Annotated in this window: 19 protein-coding genes; 11 read left to right on the top strand and 8 right to left on the bottom strand. The window is 56.1% G+C overall.

All coding sequences use genetic code 11. The features are described 5' to 3' along the window. Both OMR58_RS09915 and OMR58_RS09910 read right to left on the bottom strand, forming a co-directional pair. A partial coding sequence (locus OMR58_RS09915; protein ID WP_264545817.1) for a BapA/Bap/LapF family prefix-like domain-containing protein occupies window positions 1-875 on the bottom strand: 875 nt, incomplete at its 3' end. 1,762 nt (window positions 876-2,637) lie between these two features. After that, a complete protein-coding gene (locus tag OMR58_RS09910) occupies window positions 2,638-3,207 on the bottom strand; it encodes a DedA family protein (protein ID WP_264545816.1) in 570 nt (189 codons plus the stop codon). A 221-nt stretch (window positions 3,208-3,428) separates the two neighbouring features. Here OMR58_RS09910 and OMR58_RS09905 point away from each other — a divergent pair, with 221 nt between their 5' ends. Continuing rightward, window positions 3,429-4,016 carry a Yip1 family protein gene (locus OMR58_RS09905; protein WP_200545689.1) on the top strand — a complete coding sequence of 196 codons (588 nt, stop codon included), beginning with the start codon at window positions 3,429-3,431 and terminating at the stop codon, window positions 4,014-4,016. A gap of 179 nt (window positions 4,017-4,195) precedes the next feature. Then, on the top strand, window positions 4,196-5,146 hold the full coding sequence (gene pbpG, locus OMR58_RS09900) for a D-alanyl-D-alanine endopeptidase (RefSeq protein ID WP_200545690.1): 951 nt from the start codon (window positions 4,196-4,198) through the stop codon (window positions 5,144-5,146). Window positions 5,147-5,170: 24 nt separating this feature from the next. Here pbpG and OMR58_RS09895 read toward each other — a convergent pair whose 3' ends face one another. Then, window positions 5,171-5,716, bottom strand: coding sequence for a GNAT family N-acetyltransferase (locus OMR58_RS09895; RefSeq protein ID WP_264545815.1), 546 nt, complete (start codon window positions 5,714-5,716; stop codon window positions 5,171-5,173). Window positions 5,717-5,910: 194 nt separating this feature from the next. Here OMR58_RS09895 and OMR58_RS09890 point away from each other — a divergent pair, with 194 nt between their 5' ends. Further along, a complete protein-coding gene (locus OMR58_RS09890) occupies window positions 5,911-8,343 on the top strand; it encodes a DUF3772 domain-containing protein (RefSeq protein ID WP_264545814.1) in 2,433 nt (810 codons plus the stop codon). Between the two features lie 45 nt (window positions 8,344-8,388). Here the strand turns inward: OMR58_RS09890 and OMR58_RS09885 are convergent, their stop codons facing one another. Further along, complete coding sequence (locus OMR58_RS09885; protein ID WP_264545813.1) at window positions 8,389-9,840, bottom strand: UDP-N-acetylmuramoyl-tripeptide--D-alanyl-D-alanine ligase; 1,452 nt, start codon at window positions 9,838-9,840, stop codon at window positions 8,389-8,391. A 166-nt stretch (window positions 9,841-10,006) separates the two neighbouring features. Next, entirely contained in the window at window positions 10,007-11,728 is a 1,722-nt protein-coding gene (gene dld / locus OMR58_RS09880; protein ID WP_200562266.1) for a D-lactate dehydrogenase, read from the bottom strand. A gap of 187 nt (window positions 11,729-11,915) precedes the next feature. On the opposite strand from dld, the gene bglX reads away from it, so the two are divergent. The 4 genes from bglX (at window position 11,916) to idi (ending at window position 17,024) form a co-directional block, all read left to right on the top strand. Further along, window positions 11,916-14,213 (top strand): beta-glucosidase BglX, encoded by a 2,298-nt coding sequence (gene bglX / locus OMR58_RS09875; protein WP_200562264.1) that lies wholly within the window; start codon window positions 11,916-11,918, stop codon window positions 14,211-14,213. Between the two features lie 44 nt (window positions 14,214-14,257). After that, window positions 14,258-15,124: an oxygenase MpaB family protein gene (locus tag OMR58_RS09870; RefSeq protein WP_264545812.1), complete on the top strand. Its 867-nt coding sequence runs from the start codon at window positions 14,258-14,260 to the stop codon at window positions 15,122-15,124. 105 nt (window positions 15,125-15,229) lie between these two features. Next, window positions 15,230-16,339 carry a suppressor of fused domain protein gene (locus OMR58_RS09865; RefSeq protein ID WP_200562260.1) on the top strand — a complete coding sequence of 370 codons (1,110 nt, stop codon included), beginning with the start codon at window positions 15,230-15,232 and terminating at the stop codon, window positions 16,337-16,339. A gap of 127 nt (window positions 16,340-16,466) precedes the next feature. Next, window positions 16,467-17,024 (top strand): isopentenyl-diphosphate Delta-isomerase, encoded by a 558-nt coding sequence (gene idi / locus OMR58_RS09860; RefSeq protein WP_264545811.1) that lies wholly within the window; start codon window positions 16,467-16,469, stop codon window positions 17,022-17,024. An 83-nt stretch (window positions 17,025-17,107) separates the two neighbouring features. On the opposite strand, the gene OMR58_RS09855 is transcribed toward idi, so the two are convergent. The 3 genes from OMR58_RS09855 to OMR58_RS09845 form a co-directional block, all read right to left on the bottom strand. Beyond that, complete coding sequence (locus OMR58_RS09855) at window positions 17,108-18,589, bottom strand: MFS transporter (protein WP_105593541.1); 1,482 nt, start codon at window positions 18,587-18,589, stop codon at window positions 17,108-17,110. Between the two features lie 149 nt (window positions 18,590-18,738). Next, complete coding sequence (locus OMR58_RS09850; RefSeq protein WP_105593540.1) at window positions 18,739-18,843, bottom strand: protein YohO; 105 nt, start codon at window positions 18,841-18,843, stop codon at window positions 18,739-18,741. Between the two features lie 55 nt (window positions 18,844-18,898). Continuing rightward, window positions 18,899-19,669, bottom strand: a complete 771-nt coding sequence (locus OMR58_RS09845) for a MerR family transcriptional regulator (protein WP_200562258.1) — start codon at window positions 19,667-19,669, stop codon at window positions 18,899-18,901. A gap of 146 nt (window positions 19,670-19,815) precedes the next feature. Here OMR58_RS09845 and OMR58_RS09840 point away from each other — a divergent pair, with 146 nt between their 5' ends. The 4 genes from OMR58_RS09840 (at window position 19,816) to ybiB (ending at window position 24,179) form a co-directional block, all read left to right on the top strand. Then, on the top strand, window positions 19,816-20,379 hold the full coding sequence (locus tag OMR58_RS09840) for a helix-turn-helix domain-containing protein (protein ID WP_200562256.1): 564 nt from the start codon (window positions 19,816-19,818) through the stop codon (window positions 20,377-20,379). Beyond that, complete coding sequence (locus OMR58_RS09835) at window positions 20,376-20,894, top strand: GNAT family N-acetyltransferase (RefSeq protein WP_264545810.1); 519 nt, start codon at window positions 20,376-20,378, stop codon at window positions 20,892-20,894. The genes OMR58_RS09840 and OMR58_RS09835 overlap by 4 nt, the downstream gene beginning before the upstream one ends. Before the next feature lie 129 nt (window positions 20,895-21,023). Further along, window positions 21,024-23,186, top strand: coding sequence for an ATP-dependent DNA helicase DinG (gene dinG, locus OMR58_RS09830; RefSeq protein WP_264545809.1), 2,163 nt, complete (start codon window positions 21,024-21,026; stop codon window positions 23,184-23,186). Window positions 23,187-23,207: 21 nt separating this feature from the next. Next, entirely contained in the window at window positions 23,208-24,179 is a 972-nt protein-coding gene (gene ybiB, locus OMR58_RS09825) for a DNA-binding protein YbiB (protein WP_200562250.1), read from the top strand. Window positions 24,180-24,359: the final 180 nt, after the last annotated feature.

Genomic DNA, 24,359 nt, shown 5'->3' with positions numbered 1-24,359 from the left:
GCATCCGCATCCGCATCCGCATCCGCATCCGCATCCGCATCCGCATCCGCATCCGCATCCGCATCCGCATCCGCATCCGCATCGGCATCGGCATCGGCATCGGCGTCCGCATCGGCATCGGCATCGGCATCGGCGTCCGCATCGGCGTCAGCATCAGCATCAGCGTCCGCATCGGCATCGGCATCGGCATCGGCATCAGCATCAGCATCAGCATCGGCATCCGCATCAGCATCAGCATCAGCATCGGCATCAGCATCCGCGTCAGCATCGGAGTCGCTGTCGGAATCGGAGTCACTGTCGGAATCGGAGTCACTGTCGGAATCAGAGTCACTGTCGGAATCGGAGTCACTGTCGGAATCAGAGTCACTGTCGGAATCGGAGTCACTGTCGGAATCGGAGTCACTGTCGGAATCAGAGTCGCTGTCGGAATCAGAGTCACTGTCGGAATCTGAATCGCTGTCGTCGCTTTCGCCCAGGAACATTGCTCCTAAGCCAAGCAGGCCGGCGCCAGCAAATGCCAGCCCGGCCGCATAGTTGGATTCCGTACCGCCTAACAATAAACCGTCGATATCGGCAATAGATTCAAAATGGAAACCGGTGGCGGGATCTTGCACCCACCACAGTGCGCCTTGGCTATCTTCCAGGACTAAATCACTTGTGTGGCCCTGTGCATCAGCCACAAAGAAATTCTGGAGTACGACTTTTTCGCCAGAATGGAGCGTAACGATCAAATCATTCCCGGAGCGTGTTGTTGCAGCGATTTCGCTGCGCTCCAGTTGTAGCTTTACTACGCTAGGCGCGGTCAGATTAACCCTATCAGCTGATACGCTGGAGGTTGCTCCGCCGTCCTTTACGGTTACAGCTATGTTATTCATAAACTTGCACTCCCATGAGGATTGAGCATTTGGCAGGCCCCAGAGCCTTACCAAATCGTTTACTAATTTGATACGTACTAAATAGAAGTTATAGCAAGCACCTTTGGAGCTTATTCCCTTCTTATTTCAACTACTTACTGCTTCTGGCGCGGAAGTTTTATGCGGACCTTAATGGAAATACATTTTCAGCGGGGCAGGCCTGATACCTGACTATCGAATTGTTTTTCTTGTTCTTGTGCTTTACGCATTTAATTAGCCATAAAACAACTAATAAACAATAATTAATCCGATAAACGGGCAAGGCGATGCCCCCCCGAATAAGGGGCATAAAAATAGTTTTATTATCCAGTCGATTACCCTGGATTATTATTTTCAGAGGTGACTTTCTGATAGTGATATATTTCATATCATTATCAGCTGAGTACCTCATGATGGCAGGGTGGAGATCTCCCCCCTACAAAACTGGATTGTCCGATTCATTCAAGAAACGCAGCCCTTATTATTCAGCGGGTATTTATTAACCCGTATTCAAATTAGGGGAGTGGAAAATAGTTTGCGGAAGCTCACATAATTTCCGGGTGTCCTGAAATACATATTGCCGGACTTCACATATTTACTAACCGTAGTGCTGGACGCTGCTAACCAACAATATCCGATGCGTAAGAAGAACCTGAGATGATGAATGCTAAGCAGAACCTGTGATGCAGATTCAATACATTCGATCTGGCAAATACGCTTTACAGATTGAAAGGGTAAGCAAACCGTCAGTGTGGTGCTCTGCGCGGAAGAGAGAGGACAGTTTTGATCGACAGGATCGATCCCTGAGCCAATGAAGGAGGGTGAAATAAGAGTATCTGCTGAGCTTTTACGGGTAAGTAGTGAACCTGCCATAGCATGAGTGAGGCCAGGGACTAACCGATAGTCAACACGATGTACTTTCATACTGCAGTCCTTTAACACCATCAATAGGTTAAAGCTCTTCATCATTAGCTGCGAGTTACTCAATTTGAAATCATCTCCGCGACCTGAGAACACCGATCTCTAACTGAATTGGAGCTTAGTGTGTTAATTCAGTTAATTGAAATTGGTTTGAATACACGACGGAGTGACTTTCGATAGGTTTTTTCTATTAAATGGTTTCACATGGTAACAACTGACTATCTAAAATTAAGATAAGTCTCACTTAATGGCATTACCAGTGACGAAGTTTTGTCACATTTTGATAACATCATGAATTGAAATGATTTTTTTTGATTAAGAAAATTTATGCGTTTCAGGGTCAGGAAGTCGGGACTACGAAAATTCCTGGTCTGAAGGTTATTGATAAGAGTTTCTGTTGTTTAAAAGTGTAATTATTGATTTCTTTTTATACTTCGAGGCCATAAAAAGTGTGATTTATTCGTAAAATCATTAAAAAACTTATCGTTTTTTTTATTTGAAAGTGTGATCTGTATCACAATAAATTACCATTTATTGTAAAATTGCTGAAAAATCAACGCTAATTTGGCGGATTGCAGTTATCACCCATTAGTTTGCATAGACTATCTTTGTAAAAGTTAAGAAATATTTTTTCATTATTTCTATGCTTTTTTATGTGGCTGATTCTACGAGATTGCAAATGGTCATCAGATAACGTTAACAATGAGCGGTAGTAGTTTTATCAATGAGATAGAAGGTGTGGGGCAGCCAGATGTCTCGGGCTGCCCATCACTAATGGGTAAGGTAGGTAAGGGGTGGAGCGGATTAAATCATCCCGGGGATATCATTTGCTGTGTTTATAGCGGCGGAAGGTGAAGCGGGCACCCCAGACTAAAGCGATCGCCAGCACCAGCCAGAAGAGCTGTTTAATATGATGGTCCAGCGCGTGCAGCCATGGCGCAATCACCTGGCCTCCCAGATAGCCCAGTGAGACAAACAGCGTCGCCCACAGCAGTGCGCCAATCACGTTAAGCATCAGAAAAGTGGCAGGACGCAGGCGGCTGGCACCGATGATGATCGGCCCGACAATGCGCAGGCCATACATAAAACGTACGCCGATAACAAAAAGCACGGGTCGTTTGCGGATCAGCTGATTCGCTGAGGTTATTTTGTCCTCATGCTTTTTAAAGCGTTTCAGAATGCTGGTGCCGTAGTATCGGCCCAGGAAAAATAGCGCGGTATCGCCCAGAATGCCGCCGCAGGCCGTCACCAGCAGTACCCAGCCGTAGTGCAAAAGTCCTTCATGAGCGGCAACGCCGCCCAGCAGAGTGAAGGTTTCTCCTTCCGCCAGGCAGCCTATAAACAGTGCCCAATAGCCGTATTCCGTAATCAGCGCATTCACATCAGCAGGCAAAATAGATCTCCTTAAAAGTGTTTCCTCCTTATTAGTCTAGCGTTTTGTGATCGATCCCGCAGCCTGTAGAAAATCCGCGCATTTATTTTTGAAGTAAAAATAGGGCGTTAGCCGATCGGCGTTGCCGGGTGAAAAGCAAACAATTCAGTGGCGCATATACTGATAGTGTTGCCGCTCCAGACAGAAACCACGGGCGGCCAGACGTTGTGAGGAGTGAAGATATGAACCACGTATGGGGACTTCTTGCGCATCCTGACCGTGAGATGCGGGATATCAAACGGGAGAACGAAACGCTCTCTCATCATTACACTCATCATGTTTTACTGATGGCGTTGATCCCGGTGGTCTGCGCCTTTATTGGTACCACTCAAATTGGCTGGGATATCGGCGTGGGTCAGACCATTCCGCTGTCGTTGTTCAGTGCCTTCGCGCTGGCGATTGTGTTTTATGCCGTGATCCTTGGCGGGGTAGCGGTGATGGGGCGGGTAATCTGGTGGATGGCGCGTGATTATCCGCAGCGGCCACAGTTGAACAGCTGTATGGTTTTCGCCGGCTATATCGCCACGCCGCTGTTCCTTAGCGGGCTGGTTGCGCTTTACCCGCTGGTCTGGCTGTGCGTACTGGTTGGCGCTCTGGCACTGGTCTATACCGGCTATCTGCTTTACGTCGGCATTCCCCTGTTCTTGAACATTGATCGCGAAGAGAGCCTGCGAATTTCGGGTTCTACGCTGGCGATTGGTATCCTGGTACTGGAAGTGTTGCTGGCGATCACGGTCCTGATGTGGGGCTATGGTTATCGCCTGTTTTAAGTGCCTTCGCCACCGGGAAACCGGTGGCGATCTGGAAACGCCTGGAAACGAATAATCGGTAGGAAAATACCCGGTTTACAGCGTATTATGCGCGAGCCAGCCCTCGCATATTCTCCGTTTCAGCGGGTGGCGGCGTGTGGTTACCACACCTGAATCACTAGCCGTTAAGTTCTGAACTGATGCCTGCAAAAATCCGTTTATCTCTTTTGAGTTTGGCCCTGCTGTTTTCCGGCCCGCTACTCGTTACTCAGGCCAATGCCCGTACTCCACAATCTGAAACCACGCGTGCGGCGCAGCCGGAAATTGCCTCCGGCAGTGCGATGATTGTCGATATGGATACGAATAAAGTTATCTACGCTAATCACCCTGACCTGGTGCGCCCGATTGCCTCAATCACCAAACTGATGACGGTGATGGTGGTGCTGGATGCGCATCTGCCGATGGATGAGATCCTCAGCGTGGATATCAGTCAGACTCCGGAAATGCGCGGGATCTATTCGCGCGTGCGGCTCAACAGCGAAATCAGCCGTAAGAATATGATGCTGCTGGCGCTGATGTCCTCGGAAAACCGCGCGGCGGCAAGCCTGGCGCATCATTATCCGGGTGGGTACGATGCTTTCATTCGGGCGATGAACGCCAAGGCGCGCTCGCTGGGGATGACGAATACCCGCTACGTTGAACCAACCGGCTTGTCTATTCATAACGTATCAACCGCCCGCGATCTGACCAAACTGCTGATCGCCAGTAAGCGCTACCCGCTGCTGGGCGAGTTGAGTACCACCCGCGAAGATATGGCCACTTTTAGCCATCCGAATTACACGCTGCCGTTCCGCAACACCAACCATCTGGTGTATCGCCCGGACTGGAATATTCAGTTGACCAAAACCGGTTTCACCAATCAGGCCGGGCACTGCCTGGTCATGCGTACGGTGATCAATAAGCGCCCGGTGTCGCTGGTCGTGCTGGATGCCTTCGGGAAGTACACGCATTTCGCCGATGCCAACCGCCTGCGTAGCTGGATTGAAACCGGTAAGATCTCCCCGGTTCCTGCCGCCGCGCTCAGCTATAAAAAGCAGAAGGCCGCTCAGGTAGCCAGTAACGGTGTTGCCGACGACAGCGCGGTGGAGTAACCCGCTTACAGCGTGCCGGAGGGGCTAACTTTCCGGCACTTCTGGCGCGTCCGGCTGTAGCGCCAGCTGCATCAGCAGCGTATCCCGCCATTCACCGTGCTTAAATCCCACGTTGCGGAAATTGCCCACCGTTTCGAAGCCCATTTTTTTATGCAGGTTCAGCGAACCGGCATTGCGTGCGCCGTTGCCGACAATCGCCAGCATTTGCCGCCACGGTCCCTGCTGGCAGCGGGCGATCAGCGCCGCCATCAGTACGCTGCCAATGCCTTTGCCACTCGCGTCGGGTGCCAGATAAATGGAGTCTTCAATGGTGTAACGGTAGGCGGGGCGGGGGCGATACTGCGTGGCGTAACAGTAGCCGACCACTTCATTATTAATCAGCGCAACCAGCCAGGGCAGGCCAAAGGAGCGAACTTTGCGGAAACGCTCGGTCATTTCATGCACATCCGGTGGTGTTTCTTCGAATGAGCCACAGCCGTGCAGGACATGCCAGCCATAGATGCGGGTGATGATATCGAAATCGGCTTCTTCTGCGTCGCGGATGCAGACGGCAGATGCAGGGTTAACCATGACGAGACCTTGTGTTTTTTCTTTCTAATTTGCCACGCAGCTCACGATGAAACACCATAGATTCTTCTTATGGCTGAGACTTTTTTTTTCTATCGCAAATCTTATAGTGCGGCCCACGGCAAAGGCATAAACTATGCCGCGATATTCATCCGGCACCGACCGGTGCCCTCTCTTTTTTATCAGGAACTTCGTTCATGTCAGGCATGTTAACTTTTCTTCGGGTGTGTCTGCTGGCACTGGTGGCGCTGTCGCCGCAGTGGGTGCAGGCGGCAGACAGCGACAGCGCTCAGCAAAATGGTGATGCGCCGATCAAGGTCAATGCTGCCGTTGAGCTGCCTAAGATGCAGAAGGTGCTCGACAAAATAAAGCAGCAGGTATCCGGCGAAACCAACGATACCCGCCTGAATGCGCTTAATGACCTTGCGCTGGAGCTGTCCGGTGATGCCGATGCCCTGATTCAGGGGCTGATTCCGCAGCGCGCGCAGCTGCAGGCGCAGCTGGCGGTACTTGGCCCTGCGCCAGCGGCGGACAGCGGAGTAAAGGAAACCAGCGAAGTCACGACCAAACGCAGCAAGCTGGAAAGCCAGAAAAGTAAAACCGACGACCAAATCAAGCAGGCCGAGACAATCAAAGCCAGTTCGATCAATCTTTCTGCCCAGATTGTTAATCTGCGCCGCGATGCGTTGAAAACCCAGCTGGCGCTGAACGCAGGCAGTATTTTCGGTCCGCGCTTCTGGGCACCGCTGACCAACAACCAGAGCGACGACAGTGAAAAGATCGGTGACTTTATTGATGAGTTGAAAACCGCCGCGTCGCTCTCTTTTGAACCGGGCTGGGTGTTTGGCACGATAAGCTGGATCCTGGCTGCCGGTCTGGTGGCAACGCTGGGCCGCCGCTACCTTGAACAGTTCCTCGCCTGGGTGGGGATCAACCATTTGCCGGAAGGTCGCCTGCGCCGCAGCTTCCTTGCCGCCGCCACGGCGTTAACCACGCTCGGCGCGGTGGTGCTGGCGTTTAACTTCCTCGATCTGGCGTTTACCCGCCATGATGAGGTCGTGGATGACGTTCGCGTCTTCGCCGATAAACTGGTCGGGTTGAGTATTTTCTGCGGTCTGATCGCCGGCCTGGGGCGCGCTTTCCTCTCCACTCGCCGCCCATCATGGCGCCTGCCGCAAATCTCCAATGAAGTGGCGATGTCCCTGAAGCCGTATCCGCCGCTGACCGCTGCGCTGGTGTTTATTTTTCAGACGGTTGAAAACTTTAACAGCAGCGCGAATACCAGCGTGGCGACGACGATTTTTGCCAACGGTATGACCGCGTTACTGATTGGGGCAACCGCGCTATCGATCAGCATTCGTACCAACCGCGTACGTCGCAGAATGATTCAGGAAGGCCATCAGCCGGAAGCGAGGTCAACGCTGGTCGGGCTGATTCAGATGGCGCTGACGCTGATCGGTTTTGCCATCATGGTTGCGCTGGTCATTGGTTACATTACCCTGGCGCGATTCCTTGCTTATGAGCTGATCTGGATGGGCATTGTGTTTGGCCTGTTCTACATCTTCAGCCAGCTGGTGACCGATGCCAGCGAGAGCCTTTTCTCCACTAATAATGCCTCGGGCAAGCGCATCCAGGCCTCGTTAAACATCGACGCGCGCCATCTTGGTCAGGTTGCGGCCCTGCTGGGTGCGATTGGTAAAACGCTGCTGCTGCTGGCGGCGGCGATGGCATTACTGAACGGCACTTTCGGCAGCGCAACGCCAATAGAACTGGTGCAGAAAGCCATTGAGTTCTGGGGCGGTAAAGGCCTGGAGTCGATGAATATCGTTCCGGCGCATGTGGTGAACGCGCTAACGTGCCTGGCGGTGGGTATCTGGGTACTGCGCTCGGTGAAACGCTGGCTGGAAAACGAATTCCTGCCTAAAACCACCATGGATAAAGGGATGCGCGTTTCGCTGATCACCCTGTTCAGCAATATCGGCTTTGTGCTCGTGATCCTGATGACACTGTCGATTATGGGCGTGCAGTGGAACAAGCTGGCCTGGATCGTCAGCGCCCTGTCGGTCGGTATCGGTTTCGGTTTACAGGAGATTGTGAAGAACTTTATCTCTGGTCTGATCCTGTTAACCGAGCGTCCGGTAAAAGTCGGTGACCTGGTCAGTATCAGCGGTATTGAGGGCGATATCCGTCGTATTAACGTGCGTGCCACTGAGATCCAGCTCAGCGATAAGTCCACGGTCATTGTGCCGAACTCGCAGCTAATTTCGCAGAACGTGCGTAACGCCACCATGGGTAATGCGCAGGGGGTAGCGACCATTACGCTGACCTTCCCGCTGGATATCGATCCGCAGCAGGTGCGTCAGCTGCTGCTGGACGTTTACAACGATAATGAACGTATTCTGGAAACCCCGGAGCCGTCGGTGTCATTTAAAGATCTCACCTCTACCGGTATTGTACTGGCCGTTACCGGCAACGTCGCCAGCCCGCGCCAGGTGAGCGGAGCGAAAAGCGATCTGCTGTTCGATATTCTGACCCGACTGCGCAAGGAAGGCGTGGCGCTGTCTGCACCGCAGACGATGATTATTGAGCGTAAAGACGGGAAGGTGGTTTTACAGGATGCCGCGGAGTAAACGCATAATGACCGCCGGTGGCAACCCCACCGGCAGCCTGATGGCTTAGCCTGCTTTATCCTGCATCTGATCTATCCAACTCACCAACTGATGAACTTTGGTGCTGTTTGAGCCCTTCAACAGCACCGTATCATTGGCCTGTAGTGCCTCCAGCAGCAGCGGTTTCAGGTCGTCCGGCGCATCCACCCACACCCCTTTTTTCCCTTCATCCAGCTGTTCCCAGCAGTGTTTATAGCTCGATCCTGCCAGGAAGATCTGGTCGATCTGGCTGGCGTTCAGCAGCGGTGCCAGTTCGGTATGATAGCTCTCCGAGCCGGGACCCAGCTCGGCCATTTCACCCAGTACGGCAATACGGCGCCCGCTACAGCTCTGGCCGCTCAGGCGCTCAATGGCTGCCTGCATCGAGCCTGGATTGGCGTTATAGGCATCATCGATCAGGGTCAGCGGCAGGCCGTTAACGGTGACCTGTTTTTCCTCACCGCGCCCTGCCAGGGCGGCAAATTGCCCGATCTTCTCAATAGCCGGTTCCAGCGGATAGCCCAGCGCTTCCACCGCGGCCAGCGTCGCCAGGCTGTTCAGTGCCATATGCTTTCCGCCCGCCGCCAGCGTGTAGTGCAGGGTGCGGTCGCCAATCTGCGCGGTAACCTGCTGCTTCTGCGCGTCATATTCAACCAGACGGTACTGACAGTCGGGATGCGTGCCGTAGTTAACAATATTCTGCTGCTTCGCTTCGGCCGCCTGGCTGACCGTTTCCCACTCCAGCATATCGCGGTTTAAAATCGCCACGCCGCCGGGAGCCATGCCGACAAAGATGGCGCTTTTGGTCAGGGCAACATCGTGGACGGTGGTGTTTTCACCGAGGTGCGCGGGCTGAATATTGGTAAAAATTGCGACTTCCGGGCGTACCATACGCGAGCTGACCGCCATTCTGCCAATGGCCATTTCCAGCACGATATGGGCGCTGTCCCACGGCATGGAGGCGATATTCCACGCCACGCCGCGCGGCAGGTTAGCGTTATTATTACTCTTGCAGGTTGGCCCCCAGGCGGAAAGCGCATCGGCGACCATGGCCACACAGGTGGTTTTACCGGCGCTGCCGGTGATGCCCAGCACCCGGCCTTTCATCTTATCGCGGGCGTAGCGGCCCATAGCAAGGACAGCGTCGGTATTATCGGCAACCTTAAGCAATGGGATACTGTCCGACAGAATTTTTTCCGGTTCGGTAGTGATCAGGCAGGAGGGCGGAGGAGAAAGGCGTAAAGCCACGCTGGCCAGCAGGCCGGTTTTATCATCTTCGGTGCGGATAATTGCCATATTTCCGGGCTGCAAAGCGGGAGCGAAAATAGAGACGCCGGTTGCGGTCCAGCCTTCTGCCGGGGGAATAACCCAGCTGCCCTTCGTGGCTTTTTCTACATCTTGCACGGTCCAGTAATTTTTATTGCTGGTAAGGCTATTATTATTTGAAGCAGTAATGTTTTCTTCTGCTACTACGCCCATATTTCCTCCGCCAGTCAGTTGGCATGATTACAGTTATCACAGGATACAATTGACTATTAGCGCAAAAGTGGAAAAAAACAATGTTTCGGGGCGTATCGGGAAGGGTAAATAACATTAATATGAGCGAGCGCACCGGGGCGAAATAATTCCGCCCCGGAAACGCGGGTTATTTCTGACAGTCGCAGCTGCCCCAGTGTTTTTCTCTCGTTGTTTTACCGATACCCGGGTTGAAGGTATTGGTCGGATCGAGCTGCTGATAAAACGCTTTCAGCTGGGGTTTCGCTTTATAAAGATGGCCTACGTTATGCTCTGCCGGATATTCCGCGCCGCGCTCGGCCAGCAGTGCCAGCATTTTTTCCTTCAGCGCGTGGGTATCCACTCCTTTTTTCACAATATAGTCCTGATGGAACACATGGCAAAGGAAGTGGCCGTAGTAGAGACGGTGAGTCAGCGCATCGTCAAATTCGGCAGGCAGCCGTTCAAACCACTCACGGTCGTTGCGGCGCAGCGCGATATCCAGCGCCAGAATATCTTCCACCTCATCGTGATGCACGGCGTGATAGCGCACGGCGGCACCGGCAGCGGCAAAGCGATGCAGAAACGCGTGTGCACCCTCTTTGCCTTCACATTCGAAGAATGCACCTTCAGCCTGGTGGAAAAATTCCTGCAGGTAAGCGCGGGCTTCTGCCACCCCGTCGCCGGACATTTTCAGCATCAGATGATGCTCATAGCGTTCGCGATACTGCTTCATACGGGCAGGCAAATGGGAGGGCAGCAGGGCGGTCAGCTTCTGTAATACGCGGTCGGTAAAGTGGGGCTTAAACCACTTGATGCGCGACAGCCAGGCATCAACGCGGCCTTTCATCGTAAAGAACATCGGCATTTTATCGGTGCCGAGTTTGTCGATCATCACAAAGGTGTCTTTACCGTACACTTCAGCAATATCGAAAATGTCGCGGTGCATATATTCACCGGCAACCGGCAGATTGCTGAAGTTGGCCAGCATATGGCGGCGCAGCTGGTCCAGCACGTCGGTATTATTGGTGCCGATATAGAACACCTGCTGGGCAGTTTCGCTGGCAAAGGTATCCAGACGGACGGCAAACAGCGCCAGCTTGCCCGCACAGCCGGAAGCTTCGAACAGGCGACGTGCGTCGGCATTAAAGCGTGAAGGGGTATCGGCTTCCACGTCGCGGACCCGTTCGGCGTATTCGTGATCCGAGGCGTGGCGCTGATCGTGCAGGACGTCGCCCTGCTGCCAGGTATCATCATCCAGACGGGTGAGGATCTGCTCCGGCGTGGTGCCGAGGTTAATGCCGAGGTGGTTAACCAGGCGCAGCACGCCGTCGGCATCGATCTGCGCGTACAGCGCCATTTCGGTATAGGCCGGGCCGCGCTTCACCAGCGAACCGCCGGAGTTATTACAAATCCCCCCCAGCACCGACGCGCCAATACAGGAGGAGCCAATCACCGAGTGGGGTTCGCGTCCCAGTGGCTTTAATTCTTTTTCCAGCTGATACAGCGTACTGCCGGGGAACGCCAGTACCTGTTTTCCCTCGTCCAGCAGGCGGATTTTGTCCATACGCAGCGTGCTGATAATCACGATATCGCGGGGATAATCGTTGCCGTTGGGGGTGGAGCCTTCGGTCAGGCCGGTATTGGCCGCCTGCATCAGAATAATGGCATCTGCCGCCACGCAGGCCTGCAGTATCCGCCACTGTTCAAGCAGCGAACCCGGGAAGACCACCGCCAGCGCCTCGCCTTCGCCGGAGCGAAAGCCTTTACGGTAGCGCTCGGTTTGCGCGGGATCGGTAAGAAGATGGTTGCGGCCGACGATGCGACCCAGTTCAGAAATCAGTTTTTGTCCTGCCGGAAGAGAAGTGTGCATGTCATATCCTTGTCAGAATCACCCCCCTACTTTAGCACCGCTGCGGATGCAATAAAGCTGTTGTTATCACGCGACATTCGTCGATACCTCACTAGCTGCTATCCTCAAGGTATGACAAACTGAATCAACTTGTTACCTGTCCGTCATGAAACTCATACGCCTTAGTCACTTGAGAGATGATCATCTGATGAAATGGATTTGTTCCGTCAGCTTTGCTGCCGCTCTGGCGATTCAGCCAGCCCTTGCCGATGACCTGTTTGGTCCACATGAACTGACACCTGCCGCGCGCGATGCGTTCGTCACCGATCTACTGAAAAAGATGACCCTTGACGAAAAAATCGGCCAGCTGCGCCTGATAAGCGTAGGGCCGGATAACCCGAAAGAAGCGATCCGCGACATGATCCAGCACGGGCAGGTGGGGGCGATTTTCAATACCGTAACCCGGCATGATATCCGCCAGATGCAGGATCAGGTGATGCAGCTCAGCCGTCTGAAGATCCCGCTGTTTTTCGCCTATGACGTGATCCACGGTCAGCGGACTCAGTTCCCGATCCCGCTGGCGTTGGCTTCCAGCTGGGATACTGACGCAGTGGCGAAGGTGGGGCGAATTTCTGCTTATGAAGCCGCCGATGACGGTCTGAATATGACCTGGGCTCCGATGGTGGATGTGACCCGCGAACCTCGCTGGGGGCGCGGCTCGGAAGGCTTCGGTGAAGATACGTATCTGACAGCGGAAATGGGCCGCGTGCTGGTCACCGCCATGCAGGGTAAAAGCCCGGCGGACCGCTACTCGGTGATGACCAGCGTCAAGCACTTTGCCGCCTACGGCGCGGTTGAAGGCGGCCGTGACTACAATACCGTGGATATGAGTCCGCAGCGGCTGTTCCAGGACTACCTGCCGCCGTATAAAGCGGCGCTGGATGCCGGCAGCGGCGGGGTGATGGTGGCGCTCAACTCATTGAACGGCGTACCGGCCAGCGCCGATAGCTGGCTGTTGAAAGACGTGCTGCGCGATGAGTGGAAGTTTAAAGGCATCACCATCAGCGATCACGGGGCGATCAAAGAGCTGATCAAACATGGCGTGGCAAGCGATCCGCAGGATGCGGTGCGCGTGGCGATCAAATCCGGCGTGAACATGAGCATGAGCGATGAGTACTACAGCAAATACCTGCCGGGGCTGGTCAAAAGCGGTGCGGTCACCGAGCAGGAAATTGATGATGCCACGCGCCACGTGCTGAATGTGAAATACGATATGGGGCTGTTTAACGATCCCTACAGCCACTTAGGCCCGGCCGACCAGGACCCGGCGGATACGAATGCCGAAAGCCGCCTGCATCGCAGCGATGCCCGCGATGTGGCGCGCAAAAGCATGGTACTGCTGAAAAATCGTCTGGATACGCTGCCGCTTAAAAACAGCGGTAATATCGCGCTGATTGGGCCGCTGGCAGACAGCCAGATCGATATTATGGGCAGCTGGTCCGCCGCGGGCGTGGCGAAGCAGTCGGTTACGCTGCTGCAGGGGATGAAAAATGCCACTGCCGGTAAGGCCAATCTGCTGTATGCCAAAGGGGCGAACGTCACCGACAATAAAGGCATTCAGGACTTCCTCAATCTTTACGAACCTGCGATGACGGTGGACAGCCGTTCACCGCAGCAGATGCTGGATGAAGCGGTGGAAACCGCGAAGAAAGCCGATGTCGTGGTGCTGGCGATTGGTGAAGCGCGCGGGATGGCGCATGAGGCTTCCAGCCGCAGCGATCTGACGCTGCCGGAGAGCCAGCGTAAACTGATTGATGCGGTCAAAGCGACCGGCAAACCGCTGGTAATGGTGCTGATGAACGGCCGTGCGCTGGCGCTGGTGAAAGAGAGCCAGCAGGCGGATGCACTGTTGGAGAGCTGGTACAGCGGCACGGAAGGCGGTAACGCCATTGCCGATGTGCTGTTCGGCGACTATAACCCGTCCGGCAAGCTGCCGATGTCCTTCCCGCGCTCAGTGGGACAGCTGCCGATTTACTACAATCATCTGAACACCGGGCGGCCGTATAACTTTGAGAAGCCGAATAAATACACCTCGCACTACTATGATGAAGCCAACGGCCCGCTGTATCCGTTTGGCTACGGGTTAAGCTACACCACCTTTAGCCTGTCGCCGGTGAAGCTCTCTTCTTCTTCGATGCCGCGCGATGGCAAGATTAACGCCAGCGTGACGGTAACCAATAGCGGCAAGCGTGACGGTGCGACGGTCGTGCAGCTCTATCTGCATGATGAGGTAGCCAGCATCAGCCGGCCGGTGAAAGAGCTGAAGGGCTTTAAGCGTATTATGCTGAAAGCCGGTGAGTCGCAGACCGTGACCTTCCCGATCGACGTCAGCGCGCTGAAATTCTGGAATGCGAAAATGCAGCACGTTGCCGAGCCGGGTAAATTCAGCGTAATGATCGGGCTGGATTCCGCCCGTACCGAAAACGCCGAGTTCGATTACCGTTGAGGATTGGGGGCAGGATTGCCTGCCCCGTTTCAGGCAGGAGCAGAATGCCAGGGTTAAGAGACAGAATTCAGCAGCAGGTTTTTCGCCTTAACGGCCTGTCGCTGAATGAATTTGATATTACGCAGCCGCCGGGCGATCCCGGTATTTACGGGCCGGACAGCGTTATCTGGCGGGTCCACGGTGATTTTTCATCGATGCTGTGCGGCGGCATTTCGGCGCTGCTGCTACAGATGCTGCATCCGCTGGCGCTGGCGGGCGTCTGGGATCACTCCACTTTCCGTCAGGATATGATGGGCAGGCTGCGGCGAACCAGCCAGTTTATCGCCGTTACCACCTTCGGCAACTCTCGCGATGCGCATATTCTGATTGAGCGGGTAAAGCGCATCCACCTGCATATTACCGGCACGGATGCCTACGGCGTTCCCTATGCCGCCAGCGATCCGGCGCTGCTGACCTGGGTCCACGTTGCCGAGACCCGCTGTTTTCTTGCCGCCCATCTTCGCTATAAAAATCCGCAGCTCAGCCTGTCGGAGCAGGATCGCTACTACGCTGAAGCGGCACAGGTTGCGGAAGCGCTGGGGGCTGAGCAAGTGCCGAAAAGCGTGGCGGAAGTTGGAGCCTATCTTGAGTGGATGCGGCCACAGCTGCGCTGCGACGAGCGTACCCGCGAAGTGCTGTCGCTGCTGATGAACGCGCCGGCACCCAGCTGGCAGGCGCGTCCGGCGATGCGGGCCATGCTACAGGCGGGTATTGCTCTGCTGCCCGACTGGGCGCTGCAAGACTTTGGTTTGCACTACTCGCCGTTACGGCACCGCACGATCAACGGGCGGATTTATCTTATCGCCGGACTACTGCGCTGGGCGATACGCCAGGGTGCGTATCAGCGTGCTATGGCGCGCATGGGGCGCTGACCCGCATGGCTTTTGAGACAAATACCCTTGTTCTGACATAGCGCAACCCGTCATCCTGCTCTACTCTCCGGGAAGAAGGATCCCTCCAGACAACGTCGAGGCGTTATGACAGAGCCCTATCAGATTGCTGAAGTGACCAATCAACAGCAGACGCTGATTGCATTGGTGGAACAGGATGAACGCACAGCCTATTTCTACATCTGGCCGGCGGAAGCGTTTCGCAGCCAGTTCGCCGTGCGCGGCTGCTGGCTGCGTAATCTGCTGCCCGCTCCGGCGCAGGAAGATATGGCCGCCATGGAGCAGGGCAGAGCGCCGCTGCTGAGCGCTGAATTCTGCCGAACGTTGCAGGCCGAGCCGATGCTCGATCCCGCCGGTTTGCAGATTATCTGGGAACCCAGCGACGACGGCGCGGCCCTGTGGTATCAGGGACAGCTGCTGGCGGTGATCCCCGGCTGGAGCCTGTATCAGGAAAAGCAGGTGAGCTATTCCGCTGGCTGCATCAAAGCTAACCGACTGACCGCGCCGCTCGGTTCGGCTTCCACCAACCAGCATTATGCCCGCGCGCAGCAGCACCGGCAGTTCTGGCGCGACTGGCAGGAAGGGCAGCGCTGGGAGCCGTTCCAGCAAAAGATGCTGGCGTGCTACAGCGAACAGTTTGGCGAGTCGATGAAGTATTACGCCATCGATCGCGGCAGCTGGCCGCCGATGGCGATCTCTCAGCATTATCATGAAGGAAGCTGGTATTTTCTCACCCTCGGCATGAGCATTCGTCCGATGCCGTGGGTGGATCATCTTTATGAGGATCTGGCTCCGCAGTACCGCCGAACCGAGCTGGCGCTGGCAATTGATGCTGAGGTGATGACCGAGGACAATGCCGTGCAGATGGCCAGCGCGCTGGCCGGTTTTGCGCATTTGCCCTGGGATCGCCTTAGCTGGCTGGGCGAAGGGCACACGCTGTCGTCCTCTATGGCACCGGTAGGATTTGAAGGCTTTATCCTCTCCGGTGCGCTGGGTCGCGAAGCCGGGCAGTTTCCGCTGCCGAACTTTGACGGCGAGAAGGTGAATCTGCTGTGGGCAGCCCCGGTCACGCAGCTGGAGCGCGAATTTGCTCAGGCGGAAGAAAACGGCGGCTATCAGCTGGTTGCGCGGCTGCTGCAATATGGCGCAGGGCATATTTTCCGCGCCCGACAGCAGGTGGTTGAAGCCGGCGAGTGATCTTTTCTACGCTAAAAGCGACAAACGGTGGCGGTTGTGCTGAAATTTAGGCTGTGCGCACTATTCTGTACAGTATAATGCCGCCCGGATATGCCAGAATAGCTGGGAAATGACCTGAGGAGTTTGCATGGCAGCTATTGAAGTTATCCTTGTCGATCGTGACGATCGCGCCACCGGTAAGATGGAAAAGCTTGAGGTGCACGAAAAGGGACTACTGCATCGCGCGGTAACCGTTTATGTCTTTAACTCAGCGCATCAACTGATGTTGCAGCAGCGCGCCAGTGGGAAATATCACTGCGGCGGCCTGTGGAGTAATACCACCTGTGGTCATCCGTATCCGCAGGAATCTACCCGCCACGCCGCGGAGCGTCGGCTGTTTGAAGAGATGGGCATGCAGTTGACGCTAGAGCCGGTTTTTGAGCTGAGCTATAACCTGCCGCTGAGCAACGGCCTGACCGAGCATGAGTACGGACACGTCTACTTCACCATCAGCGACCAACAGCCGCAGCTGAATCCCGAAGAAGCCGATGCGTGGCGCTATGCTTCTCTGGCCGACATTCAGGCCGAAATTCAGCAGGAACCCGAGCGCTTTACGCCCTGGTTCCTGTACACCTTTTCCCGTATCCCGGATGAGTTTACGCGCTTTATGGACAAGGCGAATACGGTACACTCCGTCGACGCATGAGGGGTAGCCACCTCTTCGTTTAGAAAGGTCAGTCCGGGTATTACGCGGATGCGGAGTGCCAAAAATCGCACCCCGCGGCGCATTTACTTACCGTTTAGCGCGAAGTCTTCCGCATCAACATCGTAACCTGACGGTTCCCAGCGGATCGCCAGCAGCGCCAGCAGACCAACGATCGGTGCCAGAGCAATCACCCAGAACACGTTGGTACTCAGCGCCGCTGCCAGCACCGGGAACAGGAACAGTGAGGCGGTCGAGCTGGCGCGCACCATCATCTGATTAAAGCCCACGCCAACGCCGCGCAGCGAGGTGGGATAGCTCAGGGATGCGTAGGTCATGGTGTGCGCGCCCGGGCCAAAGCCCTGGCCGAGCAGGAACAGTGCCAGCATTGCCACTGAAATTGCCGCCTGATGTCCGTCTTCCGGGCGGCCAACCAGCGCCAGGCCCAGCAGGGCGGTAATCTGGCAGATATAGCCCAGCGTCATCATCTTCCATGCGCCAAAGCGCGGCACCAGCCGTACGGCAAGAATGCCGCCGGTAAAGGCAAACAGCAGGTTCAGCGCCAGCGACAGCAGAATGGTGGTCAGCATCGACTGCGCAAGGAAGCTGGAAATAATCACCGGCAGGCCGAAGGCCACGGCGTTATAGGCAAACGGGGAAACGATAGACGTGACGGTCGCCAGCGTGGTGCGCTTCAGATAAACGCCTTTAAACAGCGCAGCGTAGTTGCCCCAGCTGGCGCGGCGCACCGGACGTGCTGGCGTCAGATCGGCATCCTTCGCCACGTGGGCATTAATGCCGTAGGAATTTCGCAGGATAGCGGCGGCACCGTGCAGATCGCCCTGATTCGCGGCCCAGATGGGTGATTCGCTCATATATTTGCTGCGAATGGCGATAATAATCAGCGCCGGAATGGCACCAAATCCGAGAATAATACGCCACATCCAGTCGCTATGGCTCTCCGGCAGCACCGACCAGAAGAACAGCACCAGCAGGTAAGAAACCGAGATCGCCGCGTACCAGGTCGGGCACCACATGGCGATACTCGCCGCCTTGTTACCGCGCCCTTTTAGTTTTGAAAATTCCGCCAGGAACGCCATCGCCACCGGTAAATCGATACCGATGCCCATTCCCATAACAAATCTTGCCCCGGCAAGCACATACTCGTTGGGGGCAAACGCGCAGGCCAGTGCGGCAAATACGAAGAAGAACATATCCGCCATAAACACGCGATAGCGGCCAATCTTGTCGGTCAGGTAGCCGCCAATCAGTGCGCCAACGATTGCGCCGAGGGTAATAGCTGAGGCAATCATCCCCGCGCCGGAAGGCGAAAGGCCAAACTCGCGCGTCACATCCTTCATACCGAAGGCCAGCGCACCAAGATCGTAAGCATCCAGGAATACGCCGCCGAGCGCGATGCCGATAACAATGCGGGCATTGCTGCGTGAGCTGTCGCTGTTGTTAACCAGTTGAGAGACATCCGCCGCGCGGCGAATGGTGACTGCTGCGCCGGTGGGCGCATTCCCTGCCTGCGCAACGTGCGCTGAAGAGGTGATGATATCGGTCATGATGTTTTATAGGTCTTTTTGGAATAAACCCAGAGCATAACCAGCCCGGCTGGCGGAGTTAAATTCCAGCTGGTTATAAGATAAAACGAAAAGTTACAAACGAGGGGAGAGCGGCAGAGCATGCCGCCAGATGAGCAAAAAAGGCGTAATTACGAATGCAGGATCAGGGTATAGCCGGTCAGCATAACGCCGCCAATTCCACCTAAAGCCATCAGCAGAAAGATAATGACCACACTAATTTTTTGCCAGTTCATAACGTAACCCGTTTTCTCAAAGGAAGGCGGATTATAGCGCCTTCGCTTGAGATTATTAAACCAAAGAGTGGTTTTTCTTCTCTTCGGTCGCCGGGTCGCTGCCGTGTGCGGTTACGGTGAACCCCTGCTCCTGCCAGTGTGCCAGTTGTTCCTGCTGGCGTCGGGTCAGTGCTTTGCCGGTATAAACGAAAATTTTCTGGCCGGGAAACAGCTCCGGGCGCGGCTGATCCAGCGGTTCGGCCAGCACGTCTATTCTCCATCCCTGCTGCGAAAGCCGCCAGGCCTCCAGCCACAGGCGGGTGCGATCCTCACTGCCCCAGCCGATCAGCAGGGCGTCTTTGCCGGCTTTTTTTCGCGATCCGGTCAGGCAGAAGGCAACATAGTCAATCAGTGCACCGTCCAACAGGCTGCACATCGCGCGGGCGGTATTCTGGTCCAGATTCAGCCGCTGACGGATCGGCAGAAAAACGTGGTCGATCAGCGCCTCAGCCGGGTTTTCGCGGCCAACTGTGGCAATTTTTGCTCTCAGCTTTGACGGGCGCACGTGGCGCAGCACGGTCATCATCTCTTCCTGCAGCGTAACCCAGCCGTCGTGGATCTCGATGTTTTCGCCTTCCAACAGCGCCTTCACTTTTCCCACCGGCACACCGGTGCTCATCCAGCGTTTGATCTCTTCAATGCGCTGAATATCGTCTTCATCAAACAGGCGGTGGCCGCCTTCGGTTCTTTGCGGTTTTAGCAGGCCATAGCGGCGTTGCCAGGCGCGCAGTGTTACCGGATTAATCCCGCAGCGCTCAGCAACATCACCGATGCTGTACAACGTCATTTCTCACCTCATTCACTCTCAGGCCTTATCGGCCCGCACTTAATATTAGCATGCTGTACAGATAAATTGTGGATGTACAACTTGATCTGAGCGCTGGCTTGCGGTAGATCTCATATATGAGATTATTTCCCTTAAATGAGATGACTATGGATCAGAAGCAAACAGAGCAACGCCTGGCGCAGCGGCTGGCCGATCTGCGGGTTGAGCAGGGGTGGTCGCTGGAGACACTGGCGGAGATGACCGGCATCAGCCGCGCTTCGCTGTCACGCATTGAGCGCGGGGAAAACAGCCCGACCGCCGCACTGCTTAACCGGCTGTGCAGCGCCTATGGGCTGACCATGTCGCGGCTGCTCAGCGAAGTGGAGCAGAGCGGCCCGCAGCACCTGCGGCCAGCGCAGCAGAACGTCTGGCGCGATGCCAGCAGCGGTTATCTGCGGCGCAGCGTATCACCGCCCGCTCAGGCGTTCCACGCCGAGCTGGTGGAGGCGCAGCTTGAGCAGGGTGCGCTGATTGAGTATGACCTGCCGCCGCTGGCCGGGCTGGAGCAGCATATCTGGATGCTGGACGGTGTGCTGATATTCCGCATGAATGAGCAACAGTGGCGGCTGGAAAAGGGCGACTGCCTGCGCTTTCATCTGTTTGGCCGCACGTCGTTCAGCGCGCCGGAAACCGGAGGTGCTCACTATGCGCTGGTGGTGGCACGCCCATGACCCAGATTGAATATGAGTGGCTGGACGCGCAGCAGGCGCGTGAGGAGCTTCCGGCGTTGTGCCGCGTACTGAAGGGATGCGTCGCGCAGGGTGCCAGCGTGGGTTTTGTGGACTGTGACCCGCAAACCTTCACCCGCTTCTGGCAGGATGTCGTATTGAGCCTGGCCTGCGGTGATAAAACGATGTTAGTCGCCAGACTGGCTGACCGCATCGTGGCAACGGTTATGGTGGTGCTGGCTATGCCGCCAAACGGTGCGCACCGCGCCGAGGTGATCAAACTGCTGGTTCACCCCGATGCGCGTCGGCGTGGGATAGCCCGTGAACTGATGCTGAGGGCGGAAGAGCGTGCTAAGCAGGCAGGCCGCACGCTGCTGGTGCTGGATACCCGCAGTGGCGACGTGGCGGAACCGCTCTACCGCTCGCTGGGCTGGCAGGTGGCCGGAGAAATTCCGTTTTATGCCCGCTCCACCGAAGGGGTTCTGGATGCCACCACGTTGATGTATAAAACGCTCTGAAAAACAGGGCATGGTGCCGCCGGAGAAATGCGGAGCGGTTCGACTTTCCTGGTGCGATCCGCATCCGCAGGCTGACGCCAGCGCGATACTGTGTAAAAATACAGCCCTGATTTTTTGCAAAGGGTTGTCATGGCGTTAACTGCGGCGTTAAAAGCGCAAATTGCCGGGTGGTATAAAGCCCTGCAACAGCAAGTCCCCGATTTTATTCCGCGCGCACCGCAGCGGCAGATGATTGCTGAAGTGGCGAAAACGCTGTCGGGCGAAGAGGGGCGCCATCTGGCTATTGAAGCACCGACCGGCGTGGGGAAAACCCTCTCCTACCTGATCCCCGGCATTGCCGTCAGCCGCGCTGAGGAAAAACCGCTGGTGGTCAGCACCGCCAACGTGGCATTACAGGACCAGATCTACAGTAAAGATCTGCCGCTGCTGAAGAAAATCATTCCCGAGCTGACCTTTACCGCCGCCTTTGGCCGCGGGCGCTACGTGTGCCCGCGCAATTTGTCTGCGCTGGCGACCGACGAAGAAAAGCAGGGCGATCTGCTGCTGTTCCTTGATGATGATATGACCGCCAGCAAGGCTGAGCGGGCGATCTGCTGTGAGCTGGAAAAGGCGCTGAACCGCTACGAATGGGACGGCCTGCGCGATCACTGCAAGGACAATATCGAAGATTCACTGTGGCAGCGTATCAGTACCGACAAAGCCAACTGCCTCGGCAGCAACTGCCACTGGTTCCGTGAATGCCCGTTCTACGTGGCGCGGCGCGAGATCGAAAACGCCGATGTAGTGGTCGCTAACCATGCGCTGGTGATGGCGGCGCTGGAAACGGAATCCGTACTGCCGCCGCCGAAACATCTGCTGCTGGTGCTGGACGAAGGGCATCATTTACCGGACGTGGCGCGCGACGCGCTGGAAATGAGCGGCGAAATCACCCCCGGCTGGAATACGCTCCAGCTGGATCTGTTTGCCCGGCTGGTTGAGCAGTGTATGGCGCAGTTCAGGCCCAAACGCCCGCCGCCGCTGGCGAACCCGGATCGCCTGAAAGAGCACTGCGAAGAGGTGCGTGAACAGTTGCAAATGCTGTCGCAGATCCTCGGTCTTTATCTGCCGCCGGAAGGGCAGGAAGGGGAGCACCGTTTCGAGATGGGGCTGCTACCGGAAGAGATCATGACGATCTGCGGCAGGCTGTTCAAACTCAGCGATGCGCTGCGCGGGCTGGCCGAAGGGCTGGTCAACGATCTCAGTGAAAAAAGCGGCCAGTATGACGTGGTGCGCCTGCACCGCACGCTACTGCAGATGAACCGCGCGCTGGGCTGGTTTGAAGCCAGCAGCAAGCTGTGGCGGCTGGCGGCGCTGGAGCAGACATCCGGCGCACCGGTGTCAAAGTGGGTGACCCGCGAACTGCGCGAGGGCAACGCGCATCTGATGCTGCACTGTGCCGGTATCCGCGTCAGCGATCAGCTGGAAAAGCTGCTGTGGCGTAAAATTCCCCATGTGGTGCTGACCTCCGCCACTCTGCGTTCGCTAAACAGCTTCCAGCGGCTACAGGAGATGTCCGGCCTCAGTGAAAAAGCGGATGATCGTTTTGTTGCGCTGGACTCGCCGTTTAATCATGTCGAGCAGGGCAAGCTGGTTATTCCTCAGATGAAGCACGAGCCGCTGCTGGCTAATGAAGTGGCGCATCTGGCCGAAATGGCCCATTTTTTCCGCCACCAGATAAAGCTGGCGAAACATAAAGGGCTGCTGGTGCTGTTCGCCAGCAACCGGGCGATGCAGCAGTTTATTGCCTACCTGCCCGAGCTGCGTTTAATGATGCTGGTTCAGGGCGACAAACCGCGTCCGGCGCTGGTGGCGCTGCATCGCCAGCGTGTAGAGCGTGGGGAAACCAGCGTGCTGGTGGGTTTGCAGTCCTTTGCCGAGGGGCTGGATCTGAAAGGGGAGCTGCTTTCCCAGGTTCATATTCATAAAATCGCTTTCCCCCCGGTGGACAGTCCGGTTATTTTGACCGAGGGCGAGTGGCTGAAAAGCCTGAAGCGTTATCCTTTTGAGGTGCAAAGTCTGCCCAGCGCCTCGTTTAATCTTATCCAGCAGGTGGGGCGACTGATCCGCAGCCACGACTGCTTCGGTGAGATTGTGATTTACGACCGTCGGCTGTTGAGCAAAAGCTACGGCGCACGTTTGCTGGGGGCACTGCCGGTGTTTCCTATTGAACAGCCGCCGATGCCGGAAGGCGAGCTGCCAAAGGCGGCAGCCCCGACCGCGAAAAAAAGAGTGCCGCCGCGCCGCAGGCGTTAACCTGATTTAGTGAGCAAACGCATGGAACTTAACAAGATTATAAAAGAGATCGGACGCGGTAAAAATCATGCCCGCGATATTGATATAGACAGCGCGCGCGATCTGTACCGCCGTATGCTGGCGGGCGACGTGCCGGACCTTGAACTAGGTGCGATCCTGATTGCGCTGCGCATTAAGGGGGAAGGCGAAGAGGAGATGCTGGGCTTTTATCAGGCGATGCAGGAGCAGATGCCGCGCCTGACGCCTCCTGCTCATTTGCCGATGCCGATCGTTATCCCCAGCTATAACGGCGCGCGGCGGCAGGGGAATCTGACCCCGCTGCTGGCGCTGCTGCTGAGCCGCCTCGGCTTCCCGGTGCTGGTCCACGGCGTCAGCGATGACCCGACGCGCATCACCAGCGAAGCGGTGTTTCAGGCGCTGGGTGTGCCCGCTGTACTGACGGCGGCGGAGGCGCAGAACAGGCTTAACGCGGGTGAACTGGTGTTTATCACCATCGGCCAGCTGTGCGAACCGACGGAGCGGCAGCTGGCGATGCGCTGGCGCATGGGCGTGCGCAACAGTGCGCACACACTGGCCAAACTGGCAACGCCGTTTGCCGAAGACGCGGCGCTGCGCCTGGCCAGCGTGTCGCACCCGGAATATATCCCGAAGGTGGGAAAATTCTTCAGCGACATCGGCGGCCGTGGCCTGCTGTTAAACGGCACCGAGGGGGAGGTCTACGCCAGTCCGCAGCGCTGCCCGTCAATCAGCCTGATCCACGGCGCAGAACCCCAGGTGCTGCTGGCACGTCAGGAGGAGGTGGCATTTGCGGCGGGCGAGCTGCCCGAGGCGAAAGATGCGGCTACCACCGCCGCCTGGATCACCCGCTGTCTGAATCGTGAAGTGGCAGTACCGCAGTCTTTGCGGTTGCAAATTGCCTGCTGCTATGTGGCAACGGGCAGGGCGCAGACGCTGGAAGCGGCGCTGGGTGAGATTAAGCTAGCGGGATACTGAAGCAGGCGGTAAGAGGCTGATAGGACTGTTGGCGTAGTGCGCTGACGGTGAATCCACAGCGGCCTTGAACGGATGCAGGTCAGTCAGGATTAAATCAGGGGCGATTGATTAAGGGATGAATTAAGATAGCGCCAGTGAAATAGTATTACCGACAATGCTGCATTCTGATCCTCAAGTTAA

The sequence above is a fragment of the Erwinia sp. INIA01 genome, from assembly GCF_025947915.1.
Taxonomy (GTDB): domain Bacteria; phylum Pseudomonadota; class Gammaproteobacteria; order Enterobacterales; family Enterobacteriaceae; genus Erwinia; species Erwinia coffeiphila.
Note: the sequence above shows the minus strand (reverse complement) of the source record. Positions and strands in the feature narration are given on the sequence as shown.

What these genes read in the sequence shown, in the direction of transcription:
- dinG (WP_264545809.1), top strand. Translation starts at nt 21,024, where the DNA reads ATGGCGTTAACTGCGGCGTTAAAAGCGCAAATTGCCGGGTGGTATAAA.
- OMR58_RS09845 (WP_200562258.1), bottom strand. Translation starts at nt 19,669, where the DNA reads ATGACGTTGTACAGCATCGGTGATGTTGCTGAGCGCTGCGGGATTAAT.
- OMR58_RS09865 (WP_200562260.1), top strand. Translation starts at nt 15,230, where the DNA reads ATGACAGAGCCCTATCAGATTGCTGAAGTGACCAATCAACAGCAGACG.
- OMR58_RS09870 (WP_264545812.1), top strand. Translation starts at nt 14,258, where the DNA reads ATGCCAGGGTTAAGAGACAGAATTCAGCAGCAGGTTTTTCGCCTTAAC.
- OMR58_RS09895 (WP_264545815.1), bottom strand. Translation starts at nt 5,716, where the DNA reads ATGGTTAACCCTGCATCTGCCGTCTGCATCCGCGACGCAGAAGAAGCC.
- OMR58_RS09850 (WP_105593540.1), bottom strand. Translation starts at nt 18,843, where the DNA reads ATGAACTGGCAAAAAATTAGTGTGGTCATTATCTTTCTGCTGATGGCT.
- ybiB (WP_200562250.1), top strand. Translation starts at nt 23,208, where the DNA reads ATGGAACTTAACAAGATTATAAAAGAGATCGGACGCGGTAAAAATCAT.
- bglX (WP_200562264.1), top strand. Translation starts at nt 11,916, where the DNA reads ATGAAATGGATTTGTTCCGTCAGCTTTGCTGCCGCTCTGGCGATTCAG.
- OMR58_RS09885 (WP_264545813.1), bottom strand. Translation starts at nt 9,840, where the DNA reads ATGGGCGTAGTAGCAGAAGAAAACATTACTGCTTCAAATAATAATAGC.
- dld (WP_200562266.1), bottom strand. Translation starts at nt 11,728, where the DNA reads ATGCACACTTCTCTTCCGGCAGGACAAAAACTGATTTCTGAACTGGGT.
- OMR58_RS09905 (WP_200545689.1), top strand. Translation starts at nt 3,429, where the DNA reads ATGAACCACGTATGGGGACTTCTTGCGCATCCTGACCGTGAGATGCGG.
- OMR58_RS09835 (WP_264545810.1), top strand. Translation starts at nt 20,376, where the DNA reads ATGACCCAGATTGAATATGAGTGGCTGGACGCGCAGCAGGCGCGTGAG.
- idi (WP_264545811.1), top strand. Translation starts at nt 16,467, where the DNA reads ATGGCAGCTATTGAAGTTATCCTTGTCGATCGTGACGATCGCGCCACC.
- OMR58_RS09840 (WP_200562256.1), top strand. Translation starts at nt 19,816, where the DNA reads ATGGATCAGAAGCAAACAGAGCAACGCCTGGCGCAGCGGCTGGCCGAT.
- OMR58_RS09855 (WP_105593541.1), bottom strand. Translation starts at nt 18,589, where the DNA reads ATGACCGATATCATCACCTCTTCAGCGCACGTTGCGCAGGCAGGGAAT.
- OMR58_RS09890 (WP_264545814.1), top strand. Translation starts at nt 5,911, where the DNA reads ATGTCAGGCATGTTAACTTTTCTTCGGGTGTGTCTGCTGGCACTGGTG.
- pbpG (WP_200545690.1), top strand. Translation starts at nt 4,196, where the DNA reads ATGCCTGCAAAAATCCGTTTATCTCTTTTGAGTTTGGCCCTGCTGTTT.